General features: G+C 42.5%; 19 protein-coding genes. 7 read left to right on the top strand and 12 right to left on the bottom strand.

Going from position 1 to position 16,842, the window contains the following annotated elements; translation table 11 throughout:
• Entirely contained in the window at positions 1 to 816 is an 816-nt protein-coding gene (locus tag NZ583_01870; protein MCS7280365.1) for an IclR family transcriptional regulator, read from the bottom strand.
• Positions 809 to 2,629, bottom strand: a complete 1,821-nt coding sequence (iorA, locus tag NZ583_01865; protein ID MCS7280364.1) for an indolepyruvate ferredoxin oxidoreductase subunit alpha — start codon at positions 2,627 to 2,629, stop codon at positions 809 to 811. Before iorA ends, NZ583_01870 begins: the two co-directional genes overlap by 8 nt.
• Positions 2,630 to 2,764: 135 nt before the next feature.
• Between iorA and NZ583_01860 the strand changes: the two genes are divergently transcribed.
• Positions 2,765 to 3,928 carry an MFS transporter gene (locus NZ583_01860; GenBank protein MCS7280363.1) on the top strand — a complete coding sequence of 388 codons (1,164 nt, stop codon included), beginning with the start codon at positions 2,765 to 2,767 and terminating at the stop codon, positions 3,926 to 3,928.
• A 6-nt stretch (positions 3,929 to 3,934) separates the two neighbouring features.
• Here the strand turns inward: NZ583_01860 and NZ583_01855 are convergent, their stop codons facing one another.
• From NZ583_01855 to queA, 9 genes are read right to left on the bottom strand one after another with little or no spacing between them, the layout of a single operon-like run.
• Positions 3,935 to 4,468: a CDP-alcohol phosphatidyltransferase family protein gene (locus tag NZ583_01855; GenBank protein MCS7280362.1), complete on the bottom strand. Its 534-nt coding sequence runs from the start codon at positions 4,466 to 4,468 to the stop codon at positions 3,935 to 3,937.
• A complete protein-coding gene (dnaB, locus tag NZ583_01850; GenBank protein MCS7280361.1) occupies positions 4,465 to 5,832 on the bottom strand; it encodes a replicative DNA helicase in 1,368 nt (455 codons plus the stop codon). Before dnaB ends, NZ583_01855 begins: the two co-directional genes overlap by 4 nt.
• On the bottom strand, positions 5,833 to 6,282 hold the full coding sequence (gene rplI / locus NZ583_01845) for a 50S ribosomal protein L9 (GenBank protein MCS7280360.1): 450 nt from the start codon (positions 6,280 to 6,282) through the stop codon (positions 5,833 to 5,835). It abuts the gene before it with no gap.
• 9 nt (positions 6,283 to 6,291) lie between these two features.
• Entirely contained in the window at positions 6,292 to 6,552 is a 261-nt protein-coding gene (gene rpsR, locus NZ583_01840) for a 30S ribosomal protein S18 (protein ID MCS7280359.1), read from the bottom strand.
• Entirely contained in the window at positions 6,553 to 6,777 is a 225-nt protein-coding gene (locus NZ583_01835; GenBank protein MCS7280358.1) for a hypothetical protein, read from the bottom strand. It abuts the gene before it with no gap.
• Positions 6,778 to 6,809: 32 nt separating this feature from the next.
• Complete coding sequence (gene rpsF / locus NZ583_01830; protein MCS7280357.1) at positions 6,810 to 7,163, bottom strand: 30S ribosomal protein S6; 354 nt, start codon at positions 7,161 to 7,163, stop codon at positions 6,810 to 6,812.
• Positions 7,164 to 7,165: 2 nt separating this feature from the next.
• Entirely contained in the window at positions 7,166 to 7,483 is a 318-nt protein-coding gene (yajC, locus tag NZ583_01825; protein ID MCS7280356.1) for a preprotein translocase subunit YajC, read from the bottom strand.
• The gene (tgt, locus tag NZ583_01820; GenBank protein MCS7280355.1) at positions 7,455 to 8,591 is read right to left on the bottom strand and encodes a tRNA guanosine(34) transglycosylase Tgt; all 1,137 of its coding nucleotides are present in this window, start codon (positions 8,589 to 8,591) and stop codon (positions 7,455 to 7,457) included. The genes yajC and tgt overlap by 29 nt, the downstream gene beginning before the upstream one ends.
• Entirely contained in the window at positions 8,588 to 9,595 is a 1,008-nt protein-coding gene (gene queA, locus NZ583_01815; protein ID MCS7280354.1) for a tRNA preQ1(34) S-adenosylmethionine ribosyltransferase-isomerase QueA, read from the bottom strand. The genes tgt and queA overlap by 4 nt, the downstream gene beginning before the upstream one ends.
• A gap of 137 nt (positions 9,596 to 9,732) precedes the next feature.
• On the opposite strand from queA, the gene NZ583_01810 reads away from it, so the two are divergent.
• The 3 genes from NZ583_01810 to NZ583_01800 are packed head-to-tail and all read left to right on the top strand — an operon-like array spanning position 9,733 to position 12,544.
• Positions 9,733 to 10,794: an ATP-binding cassette domain-containing protein gene (locus NZ583_01810; GenBank protein MCS7280353.1), complete on the top strand. Its 1,062-nt coding sequence runs from the start codon at positions 9,733 to 9,735 to the stop codon at positions 10,792 to 10,794.
• Positions 10,791 to 11,774 carry an ABC transporter substrate-binding protein gene (locus tag NZ583_01805; GenBank protein MCS7280352.1) on the top strand — a complete coding sequence of 328 codons (984 nt, stop codon included), beginning with the start codon at positions 10,791 to 10,793 and terminating at the stop codon, positions 11,772 to 11,774. The genes NZ583_01810 and NZ583_01805 overlap by 4 nt, the downstream gene beginning before the upstream one ends.
• Complete coding sequence (locus tag NZ583_01800) at positions 11,762 to 12,544, top strand: ABC transporter permease (GenBank protein MCS7280351.1); 783 nt, start codon at positions 11,762 to 11,764, stop codon at positions 12,542 to 12,544. The genes NZ583_01805 and NZ583_01800 overlap by 13 nt, the downstream gene beginning before the upstream one ends.
• A 15-nt stretch (positions 12,545 to 12,559) precedes the next feature.
• On the opposite strand, the gene NZ583_01795 is transcribed toward NZ583_01800, so the two are convergent.
• Positions 12,560 to 13,480 (bottom strand): MBL fold metallo-hydrolase, encoded by a 921-nt coding sequence (locus NZ583_01795; protein ID MCS7280350.1) that lies wholly within the window; start codon positions 13,478 to 13,480, stop codon positions 12,560 to 12,562.
• Between the two features lie 75 nt (positions 13,481 to 13,555).
• Here NZ583_01795 and gatB point away from each other — a divergent pair, with 75 nt between their 5' ends.
• From gatB to NZ583_01780, 3 genes are read left to right on the top strand one after another with little or no spacing between them, the layout of a single operon-like run.
• Positions 13,556 to 15,037 carry an Asp-tRNA(Asn)/Glu-tRNA(Gln) amidotransferase subunit GatB gene (gene gatB / locus NZ583_01790; GenBank protein MCS7280349.1) on the top strand — a complete coding sequence of 494 codons (1,482 nt, stop codon included), beginning with the start codon at positions 13,556 to 13,558 and terminating at the stop codon, positions 15,035 to 15,037.
• Positions 15,034 to 16,059 (top strand): S-methyl-5-thioribose-1-phosphate isomerase, encoded by a 1,026-nt coding sequence (gene mtnA / locus NZ583_01785; protein ID MCS7280348.1) that lies wholly within the window; start codon positions 15,034 to 15,036, stop codon positions 16,057 to 16,059. The genes gatB and mtnA overlap by 4 nt, the downstream gene beginning before the upstream one ends.
• Complete coding sequence (locus NZ583_01780) at positions 16,060 to 16,842, top strand: SAM-dependent chlorinase/fluorinase (GenBank protein MCS7280347.1); 783 nt, start codon at positions 16,060 to 16,062, stop codon at positions 16,840 to 16,842. It begins immediately after the preceding gene.

Here is a 16,842-nt window from a genome sequence, read left to right as displayed (position 1 = left end):
TCAATCTCCTTTTTTGTATTTATCGTATGTGAGTTTTGGATCAGCTCCTAGACTTAATGAGAACTCTTTTGCACATTCAAGGAGTACCTTTCCATACTCTTCTACTTTGTCTTCGCCGTACGCCCCGAGGACAATGAAGACTCCAATCACGCTCATTTTGGAACTGAAAACAGGCACGGCAATGGCAGAGATACCGGGGTATAGTTCTCCTATATCGCAAGCATACCCCTTAAGCCTACACTTTTGCAACTCGTCTTCGAACCTTTTTTTGTCAAAATTCGAAGGACTCCCGAAAAAGTAAATTTTCTTTCTTTTAAGTAGCGAGTTTAGCTCCTTTTCGCCAAGGAAAGCCGCTATTGCCCTTCCGTGGGCACCGTAAGTCACATGGAAGTTGGAGCCAAGCCTTATAGTGACGTTTATTGGGTTTTCCGTTTCTTTTTTTGCAACAACAACGAGGTTCTCCCCGAAAATGATTCCAAAAATGGCTGTCTTTTTTGTGATAGCTGCTATTTTTTCCAGGTATGGAAGAGAAAGTTTTCTCAAATCTAAATCCTCAATGACCTTTCTAGAGAGAGAAAGAAGCCCAAGACCTAATGTGTACTGTTTATCCTCCGTATCCTTAGAGACAAGCCCATATTTTATGAGGGTATTCAAAATAGAGTAGCCCTTGCTCTTATGGATCCCCACACCCTTACATATCTCTGTTAAAGAGAGCTTTGGATGGGGGCTTTTTGCCATAAAAAATAGTATTCTAAGTGCTTGGTCGACAGCTGGCACAGTTTGTGTATACTCTGGAGACGATCCTTTTTTAGGCATCTTTCGGTGTGTTTATAATTCCCGGTTTTATCGCTTCAAATCTACACACCTGGGCACAGACACTACATCCCACACATTGATCCTCAACTATAAAGGCGACCCCCTTTTTCTTGTCGAGATTCGGTTTCCAGCTTAACGCCGGACAGCCAAGCTCGAGACAGGCTTTACAGCCTCTGCAAAAATTTTCATCAACGGTGTAAAATTTATAGAGAAACCTTTCCTTCGGTCTTTCCCTTCTCAAAAGCATGCACGGACTGTTAACTGTTATTATCACTGAGGCTTCGTTTCTTTCAACCTCTTCCTTTATTGTCTCCATCGTCTCCTTAATTTTATACGGATCGACCTTCCTTACATGCTTCACGCCCAGAGCTCGGACTAAAGCCTCATAGTCAACGGCATGTGTAGGTTCTCCCCTGATAGTGTACCCTGTCCCGGGATGTTCCTGTTGGCCTGTCATAGCCGTAATTCTATTGTCAAGTATAATCGTTGTGGAATAACCCTTGTTATAAACCGCATCCATAAGAGGGGGAATCCCAGAGTGTAAAAACGTGGAATCGCCAATCACCGCACATATCTTCCCAAGCCATCCTTCCTTTAGTACCTTTCCTGCGCCATAGGCACCACCAACACCCGCGCCCATGCATGTTGACATGTGCATAGCGGAGAGGGGTTTAGATGCGCCAAGACCGTAACAACCGATATCGCCGAAAACGAAAAGATCGAGTTTTTTGAGAATGTAGAACATAGGACGGTGGGGACATCCGGCGCACATGTTGGGCGGTCTAGGCGGCAGATCTGAAACGTCGAGCCTTTCTTTCGGTTTTTTTAAGGCTTTCTTTTTTATAACTCTTCTTAGACTTTCCTCTATGATATCAGGCGTGAACTCCCCTATTTCCGGTAGTAGATCCTTTCCGTGGGAGACCTTAAATCCCATGGCTTTTATTTCAGTCTCCAAGAAAGGATCGAGTTCTTCAACAACTATGACCTTTTTCACCTTTTTTATAAAATTTTCAATGAGCCTTAAAGGGAGCGGCCAAACCATACCAAGCTTAAGAAAAGAATATTCCGGAAAGACCTCCTTTGTGTAGAGATACGAAACTCCAGATGTTATAAATCCAATTTCGGGATCGTTTATCTCGACAACGTTGAAAGGGAAAGTTGTATCCGCATAAACTTTCAGTCTCTCCATCCGGTTTTTGACCTCTATCCTTCGCTTTCTTGCGAAAGCGGGTATCATGGTGTACTTCGGCGTATCCTCCTTCTTTAAATTGAACTCTTGTCTTACAACATTCCTTTCACCCAGTTCGACTAAAGAATAACTATGGGATACCCTCGTCTCACTCCTTATAAGCACAACGGTGTCGAACTCCTCGCTTATATCGAATGCCAGCTTTGTGAAATCCTTGCACTCCTGTGCATCGGATGGTTCGAGCATTGGCACTTTTGCAAACCTAGCCCAGTTTCTACTGTCCTGCTCGTTTTGAGAACTGTGCTGGCCAGGATCGTCGGCAACTACAACCACAAACCCTCCTTTAACCCCTGTGTAGGAGATGGTCATGAATGGATCAGATGCTACGTTAAGTCCAACGTGTTTCATGCATGCTATGGCCCGGCCGCCCGCAATCGAAGCTCCGTGGCAAACCTCAATTGCTACTTTCTCATTGGGCGACCATTCCGCATAAACTCCATCGTACTTAGATAAAGCATCTAAAATCTCGCTACTTGGGGTTCCAGGATAGGCGCAGCCAACGATAACCCCTGCCTCGTAGGCGCCCCTTGCTATGGCTTCGTTTCCCTGCATGATTCTACGCATCTTTCCTCCCGTTTTGTGTATAGAACTTTGTTCTAAGCCCCATTATCTTTCTACGTAACTTGGGCTCTTTTGTCAATAAAAAACTGGAATTGCAAAGTTTACATATGTTAGTCTGAACATGGTCTTAAAACAGGAATGAAAAGCTTTTGGAAATTCGATCTCACCTCAATAGCATACCTTATACTTTTTTGGCTTTTTTGGTTTCTCATCTTCACCTGTAGAACAGTTTTAGCCCCTCTAGCTCCTATCTTGGAAGACGAGTTCAAAATCTCGCATACCTTGGCGGGAGGCCTTTTCGCTTCCATATCGATAGGAAATGGGATTGCCCTTTTTCTAATGGGTATTTACTCAGGTGCGATAGGCCATAAGAAATCGATACTTATCTCTTTCATATTCAATGCGTTTTTCCTTACTCTCCTTTCTTTCAATAGCTTCTTCTTTCTTTTATATCCTTTGCTATTTGGGCTTGGATTCACAGCTGGTATCTATCTACCATCTTCAATCTCGCTTATCACCAAGATTTATGATGAACGCCTTTGGGAAAAGGTGATTCCCATCCACGATTCGGCAGCCTCCGCAAGTATTTTACTTGCCCCTTTTATAGCTTACTACCTTTTGAAACACACCTCTTGGAGAGGCGTTTTCATCATTTTGGCTGTGGTTTTCGCCTTGGCAAGTATTTTATTCTACCTAATCACAAAGGAGGTCGAGGAGATAAAAGTTGAAAAGAAGGATACGAAAAGAATCTTCTCGGAAATAGTTAGAAACAGAACTTTATGGATAATAAGTCTCATTCTCGTTGTCGCAGCCGGCGGGAACATGGGGCTCTACTATATACTGCCCCTTTATCTTTCAAAGGAACTTACGCTCGAAATCTCCCTTGCACAGAAAATACTAGGTTACACAAGGATAGGTGCCTTTGTCTTTTCTTTTACGGTGGGTTTTCTTTTAGAATTTTTCGACATAAAAAGACTACTCTTTTTTATCCTCTTTAGCTCAGGGATTCTTACTTTTTCGTGCCCGTTTTTTTCTTGGGATGTCATGCAGTACGTTCTTTTCCTGCAGGCCACCCTGATCTCTGGGATGTTTCCTTTATGTTTCGTTTTGAGTTCTCGGATCTTTCCTTTGGAGAAGAGAGCATTCGCAATGGGATTTGTTGTCTCGATAGCCTCTGCTTTTGGGATAGGGATTATTCCCTATATTTTAGGATTTTTTGGAGATCACTTCACTTTTGCTTTGGGAATAAAGCTCCTTGGAATAATTGTGACCCTTGCAAGCTTCTTCGTCCTAAAATTATAAACCCGTTCACCCTTTATTGAGTCTATATTTCGCATAAAGAAAAAGGCCAGAGAAGAAATAATCAAACGTAGAAAGAACTGTGCAAATGGCGGTTGCGTAAAAAAAGTAGTCAACATAACCTTCGGTTCCTGCCCAGAGAAGATATGCGATAGCCACCATCTGGGAAGCAGTACATATCTTACCTAAAGGTCTTGGGTTTGGAACTATTCGCACAGAAAAATTATATAGAGTGAAGAATCCCAAAAGAATGAGAAAATCCTTGAAAAGGACGATGAAAGTTAGCCATTTTGGGACCATACTTTTGTAAGTCAGGATCAAATAGGTTGAAAGGAGCATGAACTTATCAGCTATCGGATCTAGATAAGTACCCATAAGGGTTTTAAATCCAAACCTCCTTGCTATAAGACCATCCGCAAGGTCGCTGAGTGCCTGTAGCAAAAAGATTGTGAAGGCAAAACCGAACATTTCTTTAGTTACGAAAAAGATAAAGAAAAAAGTGGCTACGAGCCTAAAGAGAGAAAGCGCATTTGGTATTGTCATTCCCTGAAAAGGTTCTTGAACGTAGCGTATTTGTCTATGAATGCGAGTTTTATTGTATCGGTTGGGCCGTTCCTTTGCTTACCTATTATTATTTCTGCGATCCCCTTGTTCGATTCCTTGTCCTTATGGTAAACTTCGTCCCTGTATATAAAAAGTATAAGATCGGCATCCTGTTCTATGGCACCCGACTCCCTTAAGTCTGCGAGACGGGGCCTTTTATCCTCCCTCTGTTCGACCATCCTGTTTAACTGAGATATGGCGATTATCGGTATTTTCAGTTCCTTGGCGAGCGCTTTAAGGAACCTCGAGATTTCAGATATCTCCTGCTCTCTTGTCTCTGCATTCCCTCTACCCTTAATAAGCTGGAGATAATCGATTATTATCAAGCCTACATTATGCTCTTTACTTAATCTTCTTGCTCTAGCCCTTAGCTCCAAAATGGTCATGGAAGGCGAATCGTCTATAAATATTTTGGCCTCCGATAACCTTCCGGCCGCTTGGAATATCCTTTGCAGCTCGCTTCCTGAAAAGGTCCCTGTCCTTAAGCGCGCATGATCAACCTCAGCCTCTGAGCTTAACATCCTTGTTACAAGCTGTTCTTTTGACATCTCCATCGAAAAGATACCTACAGCTATCTGGGGGTCTTTGAGCTGAGATACGTACTGGGCAATGTTCATACAAAATGCGGTCTTACCCATGCTAGGTCTTCCTGCCACAACTATAAAGTCGCATGGTTGTAAACCGCTTGTCAGCCTGTCGAGCTCTATAAAACCGGTTGGTATTCCTGTTACAGCCTGTTTTTTTTCATAGAGCTTCCAAATAGTTTTAACGTTCTCTTTTACAATGTCTTTTATTGGATAAAATGATGGTCTGAACTTTTTTTCCGAAATCCTAAATATCATCCTTTCTGCATAGTCCACGTAATCTTCCACATCGAGATCGACATCGTAACTCCTTTCAATGATCTCGTTAGCCACATTTATCATTTCCCTCAGTATGGCCTTCTCCCTGACTATCTTTGCGTACTGCATTATGTTTGCGGCAGTAGGCATTATATCCACCAGAGAACTCAGATATGTCACGCCTCCTATCTCATCGAGGAGGTCTTTATCTTTTGCGAGCGAACTCAACGTAATGATGTCTATAGGCTCATTTTTCTCGTAAAGTTCGACCATCAGTTCGTATATCTTTCTATGAGCTTCCCTGTAAAAATCCTCCGGAGATATGAGATCTACAACCTTGTTTATTGCCTCGGGATCCGAAAGAATGCCTCCTAAGACCGACTGCTCGGCCTCTAGATTCTGTGGAGGTACCTTAGCTTCTAATCTCGTTCTTTTGAATTTCTTTGCTCTGGCTAGCTCCATCTACTCTTTTCTTTCCACCGAAATCTTTAACGAAGCTTTGATCCCCTGACCCAGATCCACTTCAACCGTATGGATGCCTTCGCTTCTTATTGGTTCTTCGATCGTTATATTTCTCTTATCAATCGAGATTTTGAAAGTCTTTTGGATGGCGTCTGAGATATCCTTCTGGGTGACTGAACCAAATAGCTTTCCGTCTTTTCCTATCTTTTTGTAAATATTAACAACCTTCTCTTCCAAGAGTCTTTTCAGTTCCTGAGAGTGCCTCTCAATCCTCTGCCTTTTTTTTTCCATTTCCCGCAACAAATGATCTAACCTTTTTAGATTCCCTTCCGTTGCTGGTACCGCCAGTCCTTTAGGTATGAGATAGTTCCTCCCGTAGCCGTCCCTAACGGTTATAACTTCACCTTTTTTTCCAACACCTTCCACATTTTCCGTAAGGATCACTCTCATCTTTTCCCCCTAGCGCGATAGAGTGGTGAAAGGCAAAAGAGCGATAATTCTAGCAACCTTAATTGCGTTCCTCAGTTTTCTTTGATGGTATGAACAGGTACCTGTCATCCTTCGGGGCATTATTTTCCCCCTTTCTGTTATGAACTGCTTTAAGAGTTTAGGATCTTTGTAATCGATCTTCAAAGCCGGATCCTCACAGAACTTACAGACTTTCTTTCTCACATAAATCCTTTTCTTCTGCAAATCCTGACTTTTAGGTTTATTAGCCATCTAGTCCTCCATAAGCGCAATGTTTTTTGCCTTTACGCGTAAAAACTTCCATTCTTTTTCGGGCCTTGCAAGAGTGCCCGCAACCATTAATGTTTTCCCAGAAATGTCCTCTTCTTTTAGTTTCCCCTCACTGTCAAGATACATGACCTCTATTATGTCAAGATCATCAACTCTTAAAAGAAAGAGAGCGATCCTTTCCCCTCTGGGTGTAAAAAAGATCCTCACCTCTCCGGCTTTCCCGGTCAAAAAGATGCGGTTCAACTGTACTCACCCTCAAGCTCATCAAAAATAACCTGCTCTGGGACTGTTTTGGGACCCTCTTCTGTATCGTCGACTCTAACGAAGAGGTGACGGAGTAAGTTGTCCTGTGTTTTGTAGAACCTATCGAGTTGAGGAATTGCCTCTTTTTGGGCGTCAAATAGAATGTAGAAATAGTGACCCCTGTCCATCTTTTTGATTGAATAGGCGAGCTTCCTCACTTCCCAGTCATCGAACCTTATGATTTTGGCCCCAGTTTTCTCGATATTCGTTCTCACCCTCTTTAGCAATTCCTCCTTTTCCTCTTTGGGAGTCTCGGGATTTAGAATTATGATATTCTCGTATCTTGGCACTTTTACTCTCCTTTCATCCTATCGATTATGGTGCTCTTTAACACCTTAACTCTTACCTTATCGGATATCTCTAAAGTAACGTAGTTATCCGTTATTCCGGATATCTTTCCGCAGAGTCCACCTGCTGTGACAACCTCATCCCCCTTTTTTAAACTTTCGAGGAACATTTTATGTTGCTTTTGCCTCTTTTGCTGGGGTCTTATAAGAAGAAAGTAGAATATGAGACCTAGCAGAACAAGGGGTATCAGACTCACCCACGGCTCGGTTCCGCCTTGCTGTTCCTGAGCCTGACTACCCATCGCATATGCTATCTCCATCATTTCTTTCTCCTCCTTTCCATGATTTCATAAAATCCTCATAAAACTCTTCGTACGCACCATGTGCGATGGCCGACCTCACTCTCTCCATAAGCTTAGAGTAAAAGTAGAGATTATGGATGGTGTTGAGATAAAAACTCGTAAGTTCATGGGAAAGAAGTAGGTGCCTTAAGTATGCGCGTGAATGGGTTCTACACGTTATGCACTCACAGTTTTCATCTATTGGCCTTTCATCTTTTTTAAATTTCGCGTTTTTTATATTTATCCTTCCCTGCCAAGTAAAAAGATTTCCGTTTCTTGCAAGCCTTGTGGGAATGACACAATCGAACATATCTATACCCCTTTTAACCCCCTCTACTATGTCCTCGGGGAATCCAAGGCCCATAAGGTACCTTGGCCTGTCTTCCGGAAGAAGTCCAATGACGGTGTCGACCATCTCCCACATGAGGGATTTGGGTTCTCCAACCGATAACCCTCCTATTGCGTACCCATCAAAGCCGATATTTATTAAATCATGGGCAGACTTCAAACGCAATACCCGGTAAAAGCCCCCCTGAATTATGCCAAAGAGGAGACTTTTATTCTTCCTTTCCACATTTTTGCATCTTCTCGCCCATTTAGTTGTGAGTTCTGTTGCTCTCTCCGTATACTCGTAGGAAGCTGGGTAGGGTATGCACTCGTCGAGGCACATGATGATATCTGCTCCTATGTTGTCTTGGATCTCTATGACTTTCTCGGGTGAAAGGAAATGCCGTGAACCATCTATATGGGACTGGAATATGACACCGTCTTCAGTTACGGTTGTTAAGCGGGCAAGGCTAAAAATCTGGTAACCGCCGCTGTCCGTTAAGATAGGACCGTTCCATCCAGAGAATCGGTGAATGCCTCCGAGCTCTTTTATGAGTTCATCCCCTGGTTTAAGGTAAAGGTGATAAGCATTCGCCAGAATCATTTCTATTCCGATATCCCTTAGGTCCCGGTGCATGATAGCTTTAACGACTCCGTGTGTCCCAACGGGCATAAATACTGGAGTTTTAACTGTGCCGTGAGAAGTTTTTAGCAACCCTAAGCGTGCAGACCCATCGACCTTTATTACTTCTATGATGCTCATAGTATCAGCATGGAATCTCCGTAGCTATAAAATCTGTATCCCTCCTCTATAGCCTGTCGGTAGCACCTAAGCACATTTTCTTTCCCAGCAAAAGCGCAGACGAGAATCAAAGGTGTCGATTTAGGCAAATGGAAGTTCGTTATGAGAGCATCGCAAACGGTGAATCGGTATCCGGGGTATATGAAGAGCTCAGTGTATCCTGCGAGTACTCTTTCTTTTGCGGTAAAGACAGTCTCCAGTGTCCTGACGGTACTCGTCCCACACGCGATTATCCTTCTTTTTTCTTCTTTTGCCCTAAGTACACTTTCATAGACACTTTCATCCATGGAAAAGTATTCTCTGTGCATCCTGTGGTCTTCAACTCTTCTGGTCTTTACAGGTAGGAACGTTCCCATACCTATGTGGAGGGTGATGTAAAGTATAAGAACACCTTTCTTTTCCAATTCCTCGAGGATTTCTTGGGTAAAATGAAAACCGGCTGTTGGTGCGGCAACTGAACCTTCAACTTTTGCGTAAACTGTTTGGTATCTCTCGAAGTCCACGTCTGTAACGGGTCTTTTTATATAGGGGGGCAGAGGCATCTTTCCTTGTCCAAGAATTTTTTGAAAATCTGCTTCTCCCCCGGGAAGGTATAAATACCATTCCTGGCCTTCTCTTTTTAGAATTACTTCGGTTTCGCCTATTTTTGCGGAAAGTTCAGTCTTTTTCCCAGCATTCCTCACAAGGCATGTGAATGTCCGTTCATCTACCCTTCCTGTAAGAAGTATATCCAGGCGACCACCTGTTACCTTTTTTGCCTCAAACTTCGCTGGAATAACTTTGGTGTTGTTTAGAACAAGTACGTCTCCTGGCCGAAAGTAATTGGGGATGTTCCTGAAGCGATCATGTATAATCCTCCCCTCCTTCCTAATGAAAATAAGAAGGCGTGATGAAGCTCTGTCCTCTCTCGGATACTGCGCTATGAGAGACTTTGGTAATTGGTAATCGAATTCGTCAAGCTCCATTTTAGCAGTGGCTATTTTTTATAGCAGATTGAATAAAGTTAAGCAATCGATTTCCCAAAAAGGTTAGAGCAAGCTTGACATGCATTCGTTATATACACTAGACTATAACGCTCAAAAAATGGGAGGTATAGATAGAGTTGGTTGAGCTAAAAGGTGTGTGCGTCGAAGTTGGGAACTTCCACCTGAAGGATATAGACCTTGAAATCAAAGAAAAGGAGTATTTTGTAATCCTTGGACCAAACGGTGCGGGAAAGACCGTTCTTGTCGAATCTATAGTTGGTTTCCACAAGTTGAAAAAGGGGAGTATTTTCATTGATGGAAAAGACCTCACCCATGTCCCTCCAGAAGAAAGAAAAGTAGGTTATGTACCTCAAGACTGCGTGCTGTTTCCATTTCTCAACGTGAAAGAAAATCTTGAGTTTGGGCTTAAAATCATGAAGTACCCTAAGGAAAAGATAAAAGAAAGGGTTGAGTTTTTAGCGCATTCTTTAGAGATAAGCCATCTCTTAAAAAGAGATGTCAGAACTTTAAGTGGTGGAGAAAGACAGAAAGTTGCCCTTGCTCGAGCACTTGCTCCTTTTCCAAAGCTTTTGCTTTTAGATGAGCCCCTGGCCAACATAGATCTCTCCACATCAAAATTTTTAAGGTTGGAACTGAAAAGAATGAAAGAGAGATTTAACGTAACAACGATTCATGTGACCCACAACCTCGTGGAAGCGGAAGAGCTGGCGGACAGAATGGCAATTATGAGTAAAGGCAGAATCGAACAAATAGGAACACCAAGGGAGATCTTCTTCTTTCCGAAAAACGAAAGCGTTTCGAGATTTATGGGGACAATGAACATTCTTGATGTAGAAAACGTAAGACCCTTAGGTTATGGGCTGTATGAAGCAACATGCGGTGATTTGCCGCTCGTTATACCCTATGAAAAAGACGGAATGATAAGAAAAATTGCGTTATCCTCAAGGGACATATACGTTTCTCCGGAAATTCCACCGGGTCCTCCCGTTAATAGATTCAAGGGCATTGTCAAAAAGGTGGAAGAGTTTTCCCATCTCGTTCAGATGAATGTTGAAGTTGGCAAAAACCATCTAACAATTGAGCTTCCTAGAGAGACTTTTCATAAACTCGGCCTTGCCACAAAAAAGGAGGTATTCCTAATATTCAAGTTAAGGAGGATAAGGGTCTACGAGGAATGAAAATAAAGTTTTCCTTTCTATTTGCAATCCTTTTACTTTGTAGAAGCTTGGTTTTCGCTGAGGATGAGATCTCGGTGGCTTTGGAATTCAATAGCCATTCCGCAGCCTTTTATGTGGCTCAAGGAAAAGGGATCTTTGAAAAGGAAAATCTAAAGATAAAATCGCACGAGGCTTATATGACAGGTGTTGCCCTTGCCTCATCATTGAAGAAGGGAAACATAGAAGCTGCCTTTATGTGCCTCGTTCCAGCGATCAATGCCTATTCGAATGGCGGGATAAGACTGAAAATAGTTCTTGGAAGCCATTTATACGGTTTTGGGCTTGTCGTGAACCCAAAAAGGGTAAAGAGTGTAAATGATTTGGGCATAAAAGCTCTAAGGATCGGATGTATAAGCGAAGGAAGCGCAACGGATCTCATCTTAAGAAGAACGATCGACGGTCTTGGATTGAAAGAGGAGAAAGTTCTGTCCTCTGTTGTGCGGATGAACCCCCAAAACATGCTTATCGCGCTAAGATCAGGATCCATAGATGCGGCGTTCATGCCTGAACATTTCGTCACGCTCGCAGAAAGGGATGGTCTTAAAGTTTTGCTTACCGCAAAAGACATCTGGCCAAACTTTCAGGGAAGCGTAATCGTGGTTAAAGAAGAGGTGTTAAAAAATAAAAGAGAAGCTGTAAAAAAACTCGTACGCGCAACAAAAAAGGCTACTCATTGGATAAATACACAAAGAGAAGATTCATCGAGAATACTCGCGAGATATCTATCTTTAGAAGGCTCTAAAGTTGGATTTAGCGAAAGGCTTGATCCAAAAGCCGAACTCTCGATAAAGGAACAAGAAGCACTCATATCTATGTCCAGACTCGAATTCACAAATCAGCTAAACAGAAAAGTGATCCAGGAGACGATAGATTATATGGCAAAGAAGGGATATATAAGGGAATCTTTTAATGCGGAAAGTATAATCGCATGGGATCTCTAGCAGGGAGAAAAAACCTATACTTGGTCCTTCCGGTCCTTTTATTTTTTGCCTCATGGGAAATTGTATGCCGTAGTCTTCCAAGAGAGATGGGAAATCTCTTTCCACCCTTCACGAAAGTCTTAGTGGAGACGGGAAGGCTCATTTTGTCTGGTATTATGGGAGATCATATACTGTGGAGTCTTATGAGAGTAATATGCGGCTTTTTGATAGGGATCGTCTTTGGGATTTCAACAGGTTTTATGATGGGTTATAAAGATCTGATTGACAGATCGCTCCACCCGATAATAGCTTTTCTATATCCTATCCCTGCACTTGGGTGGGTTCCCCTTCTTATGGTATGGCTTGGCATAGGGGAAGCCCTTCCCATATCAGTTATAGCCATCCACTCGTTCTTTCCGACATGTTACAACACGAGATCAGGAATAAAAAATATCGACCAAAGGATGGTAAAAGTCGCAAGGAGTATGGGTGCTAAAGGTCTTACGTTAGCCACAAAGGTCATCATCCCATTGGCTTTACCATCCATATTTTCCGGGCTTAGGCTCTCATCCGGGGGCGCTTTCCGTGTCGTTATCGCAGCGGAGATGGTGGCGATGCCAAAAGGAATAGGAGCACTTCTTATGAGGGCCGAAAGCCTAATAAGGGTAGATATCATCGTAAGTTGCCTTTTTATCCTTTCTCTCATGTCTGTTTTGTTTGAAAGGATCTTTCTTATGCTGGAAAGGAAAGTATTAAAGAACGAAAAATTGAGCCCCGACCGATCTTTTTAACCGAAAAATGGTAGGTTAGAGATTGTATGTTGTTCCAACCGTATTTATTATGCATCTTTTCCCCACAAGTTTCATAAACAGAAGCTTAGCGGATAAGCTCGAACAATGACAGAGAATCACGTAGTCCGGAGAGAAAGCTTCAAGGCCCTCTATAGTCTTTCTTATCCTTGTCTCATCTTCAAGAAGATGGAATCCGCCAAAAAGAGCGTAGATTTTTCTTATGCCTGTCTGGTCCACGATTTGGGTTACTGTATTTACTATACCCCTATGGGCACACCCAGAGATTATAACAAGTCCTCTTCTTAAAAGGAAAAAGAGAGCTAGTTCTTCTCTGAAATCGTCATTTGCGAGAATCCCTTCTCTTTCCACAAAGAAGCCGCTAGATATATCCTCGTAGTCGTTTTTCATCTCGATCCTTCCAGAGATATAACACCCTGGTAAAAATTCCAAAGGCTCTTCTATCTCGTACACCCTGGTTACGCCTTCGAGCTCCTCCCTCCTTAACATTCCTAGATCGATAAGCCCTTCATCGTCTTTTTTCTTGGCGAACCTTCTTGCGAAAGTTCCTGAGCCCAAATAGAGAGGAAGACCCTTTATTCCAGAAGAACCGAGATGCCTCACAAGACGTAAAAGACCTCCGTAGTGGTCAAAATGGCCGTGGCTTAGAATCAAGGCCGAAGCTCCCTTTGGTTCAATTTTTAAAACCTCAAAGTTGTGGAGAAGGAGCTCTCCGTCTACGCCGAAATCGAAAATAAAGGAGTATTTCTTACGATCTAAAAAGGCATTCACAAAAAAGGAGAGACCGTGTTCAGCATATATAGATCTTGAAGGAAGGGTTCTATACCTTTTTCCGCAAGGAGGGTCATCAAAAAAAGCATCGTAAAAGTTGTCGATAGCGACAGTAACGGATAATGCATCTATCCTTCTTATCTCCATATCCAAATTAATGTTCACATAGGTCTTATCCGTTTTTCAAGAAGAGAAGAGAGCTTTGAAAATCAAAACAGCGTGATGTATACTGATGAATCGCTGGAGATCGCCTTGGACTACGGGGATTTTGAAGGGGTAATAGGACTTGAAGTCCATGCTCAGCTTCTGACAGAGAGTAAGCTCTTCTGTTCTTGCTCAACGAAGTTCGGGGCAGAGCCAAACATCCATACTTGCCCAGTCTGTACCGGTATGCCAGGTGCTCTACCGGTACTCAATAAAAAGGCGGTAGAGTATGCCATAAAACTTGGACTTTCTCTTAATTGCAAGATAAATAAAAGAAGTGTTTTTGCAAGAAAGAATTACTATTATCCGGACCTCCCCAAGGGTTACCAGATATCCCAGTACGAGGAGCCTATTTGCTCAGACGGCTTTATTTTCATAAATGGAGACCAAGGAAGAAAAAAGGTAAGGATAAAAAGAATACACTTAGAAGAGGATGCAGGAAAGTTAATCCACGAGGGAACGGTAGAGGCAAGCTCTTACACCCTCGTTGACTTTAACAGGGCGAGCATCCCGCTTTTGGAGATCGTTACAGAGCCTGATATATCGAGTCCGCGGGAGGCTGTTGAGTATTTAAAGCTCTTGCGGAGTATAGTCATGTACTTAGACATATGTGACGGAAACATGGAAGAAGGGAGTTTGAGGTGCGATGCTAACGTCTCGGTGAGAAAAAAAGGGGACACGAGGTTCGGTACTAGGACTGAGATAAAGAACTTGAATTCGTTTAAATACATCGAAAGGGCACTCGATTACGAGATAAGAAGACAGATAGAGTTGCTCAGAGAAGGAAAAGAGATAATCCAGGAAACTAGGCTTTTTAACCCTGACTTAGGGGTAACATACTCCATGAGAGGAAAGGAAGAAGCTCATGATTACAGATACTTTCCCGACCCAGATCTTCTTCCTCTCATCGTAAATGAGGAATGGATAGAATCCGTAAGAAAGACTATCCCCGAGCTTCCCCACGAGAAGGAAGAGAGGTTTATAAAAGAGTATGGTCTGCCACTATATGATGTTCAAATCCTCTGTTCTGAAAAAAAACTCGCGGACTACTTCGAAGAGACGGTGAAACTCTATCCCGAACCCAAAACCGTAAGCAATTGGATAATGACCGAAATTTTAAGGGAACTTAAACAAGCTGAAACTCCGATAGATAAAATCGTATTTCCCCCCTCGTATCTCGCAGAACTTCTCGATTTGATAAAAGAGGGGAAGATAAGCATAAAAATGGGGAAAGAACTCTTCCCTGAACTTTTTAGAAAAGGGATCTCTCCCAAGGAATACGTAGAAAAGGCACGACTCGTGCAGATTTCTGATCCTCAGTTGCTCATAGAGGTAGTCGAAAAGGTCATTGCCAATCATCCAAAGGAAGTGGAAGAGTATAGAAAGGGCAAGGAGAAGCTTTTCGGTTTTTTTGTAGGCCAAGTTATGAAGGAGACAAAAGGAAGGGCAAATCCTAAGCTTGTAAATGAGCTTCTAAAAGAAAGGTTAAATAAACGTTGAGTGATCACATCTTTCTTAAAGATGAAAAGCTATTTGTGCTTGACCAGAGAAGACTTCCTTTTGAGGAAGTCCTGGTTCCGCTAAAAAGCCTTAAGGACTTTGTAAAAGCCATAAAGAATATGGTTGTTAGAGGTGCGCCCCTCATAGGAATCGTTGGAGCCTACGGTTTTGCCTTTGGAGTACGGGAGGTGGCTAGGAGGAAGAAAAAGGTGACGAAGAAAGATATAGAGAGAATATATACAGTTCTTGCAAAAACGAGACCTACGGCCTATAACCTTTTCTGGGCTTTAGATAGGATGAAAAGAGAATGCGAAAGACATGCAGAAACCGAAAGTCTACTTTCTGGGCTCTTTGATCTTGCCCGCCTAATACATGAAGAGGATATAAAGAATAACATCTCACTTGCGGAACACGGGGCAGCTCTTATCGAGGATGGTGATACGATCCTCTCCCACTGCAATGCTGGAGAACTGGCAACAGGCGGGTATGGAACCGCTTTAGGAGTTTTAAGAAGGGCAAAGGAACAGGGTAAGAATATAAAGGTGTTCCTTACAGAGACACGGCCATATTTTCAGGGTGCACGGTTGAGCGCCTATGAACTTAATAAATTTGGGATTGAATTTGAAATCGTTCCGGACAACCACGTAGGTCTTCTTATGTCAAAAGGGATGATAGAGAAAGTGATAGTGGGTGCTGACCGCGTTGCGGCAAACGGGGATACGGCAAATAAGATAGGGACTTACATGATAGCGCTGTGTGCTAAGAACCATAACGTACCTTTTTACGTTGCGTGCTGCGGATCGACATTCGATAGGAATATACCTTCCGGATCATCGATTCCGATCGAGGAAAGGAAAGGAAAAGAGGTGATAAAATTTAAAAGAGGATACATCACAATGCCATCTTTTAAAGCGAGATACTACTCATTCGATATTACTCCAAACTCACTGATTACTGGGTTTATAACAGAAAAGGGCATAATCGAGAGACCCTTCGACAAAATAGCTACTATTTTCGGTTAGATGAAACTTATAACCCTTCTTACAGATTTCGGAACAAAAGACCCATACGTAGGAATAATGAAGGGAGTGATCTTAAACCTCGCCTCAGATTTAAAAGTGGATGTCCAAACCATAGATATCACGCACGAAATAGAGCCACAGGACATAAGGGAAGCAGCATTTGTGATAAAGGAATATTACACGTTTTTCCCATCCGGAACTATACATGTGACAGTTGTTGACCCTGGAGTGGGAACAAAAAGAAGACCAATTATAGTGTCAAAGGATAATCACCTCTTTGTAGGGCCCGATAACGGCATATACACACTCATCCTCGATGAAGAATTCGAGGTTTATGAAATATCGAACAGAGATTTTATGCTAAAAAAAATAAGTAACACCTTTCACGGCAGAGACATATTTGCTCCTGTAGCTGTGTATCTTGCTAAAGGGTTCCATCCGTCGAGTTTTGGAGAGAAGGTGCAGAATCCCGTAATAGACTCGTCCTATTTTCCGGACATAATAAACGATGTACTTTACGGTGAGATCGTAAGGTTCGACAGGTTTGGGAATGCCATAACTAACATCCATTACGAGCTCTTCTTTGAATTTACTGGAAAACAGAACTTTAGGATTATCATTAAGGATCTCGTATTTACAAAGCTCAGCAGGACCTATATGGATGATGAACTTACGTGCCTTGTTGGAAGCTCAGGATACCTTGAATTTGCCCGTTTCAAAGGGAGTATTAAAGATACATTTGGGATTACGAAGGGGGAAAAGGTGAAAATAGAGATAGTCTAA

It is taken from the genome of Thermodesulfobacteriota bacterium, assembly GCA_025062045.1.
Classification (GTDB): domain Bacteria; phylum Desulfobacterota; class Syntrophorhabdia; order Syntrophorhabdales; family JANXAF01; genus JANXAF01.
This window is presented reverse-complemented; position numbering and strand designations above follow the sequence as displayed.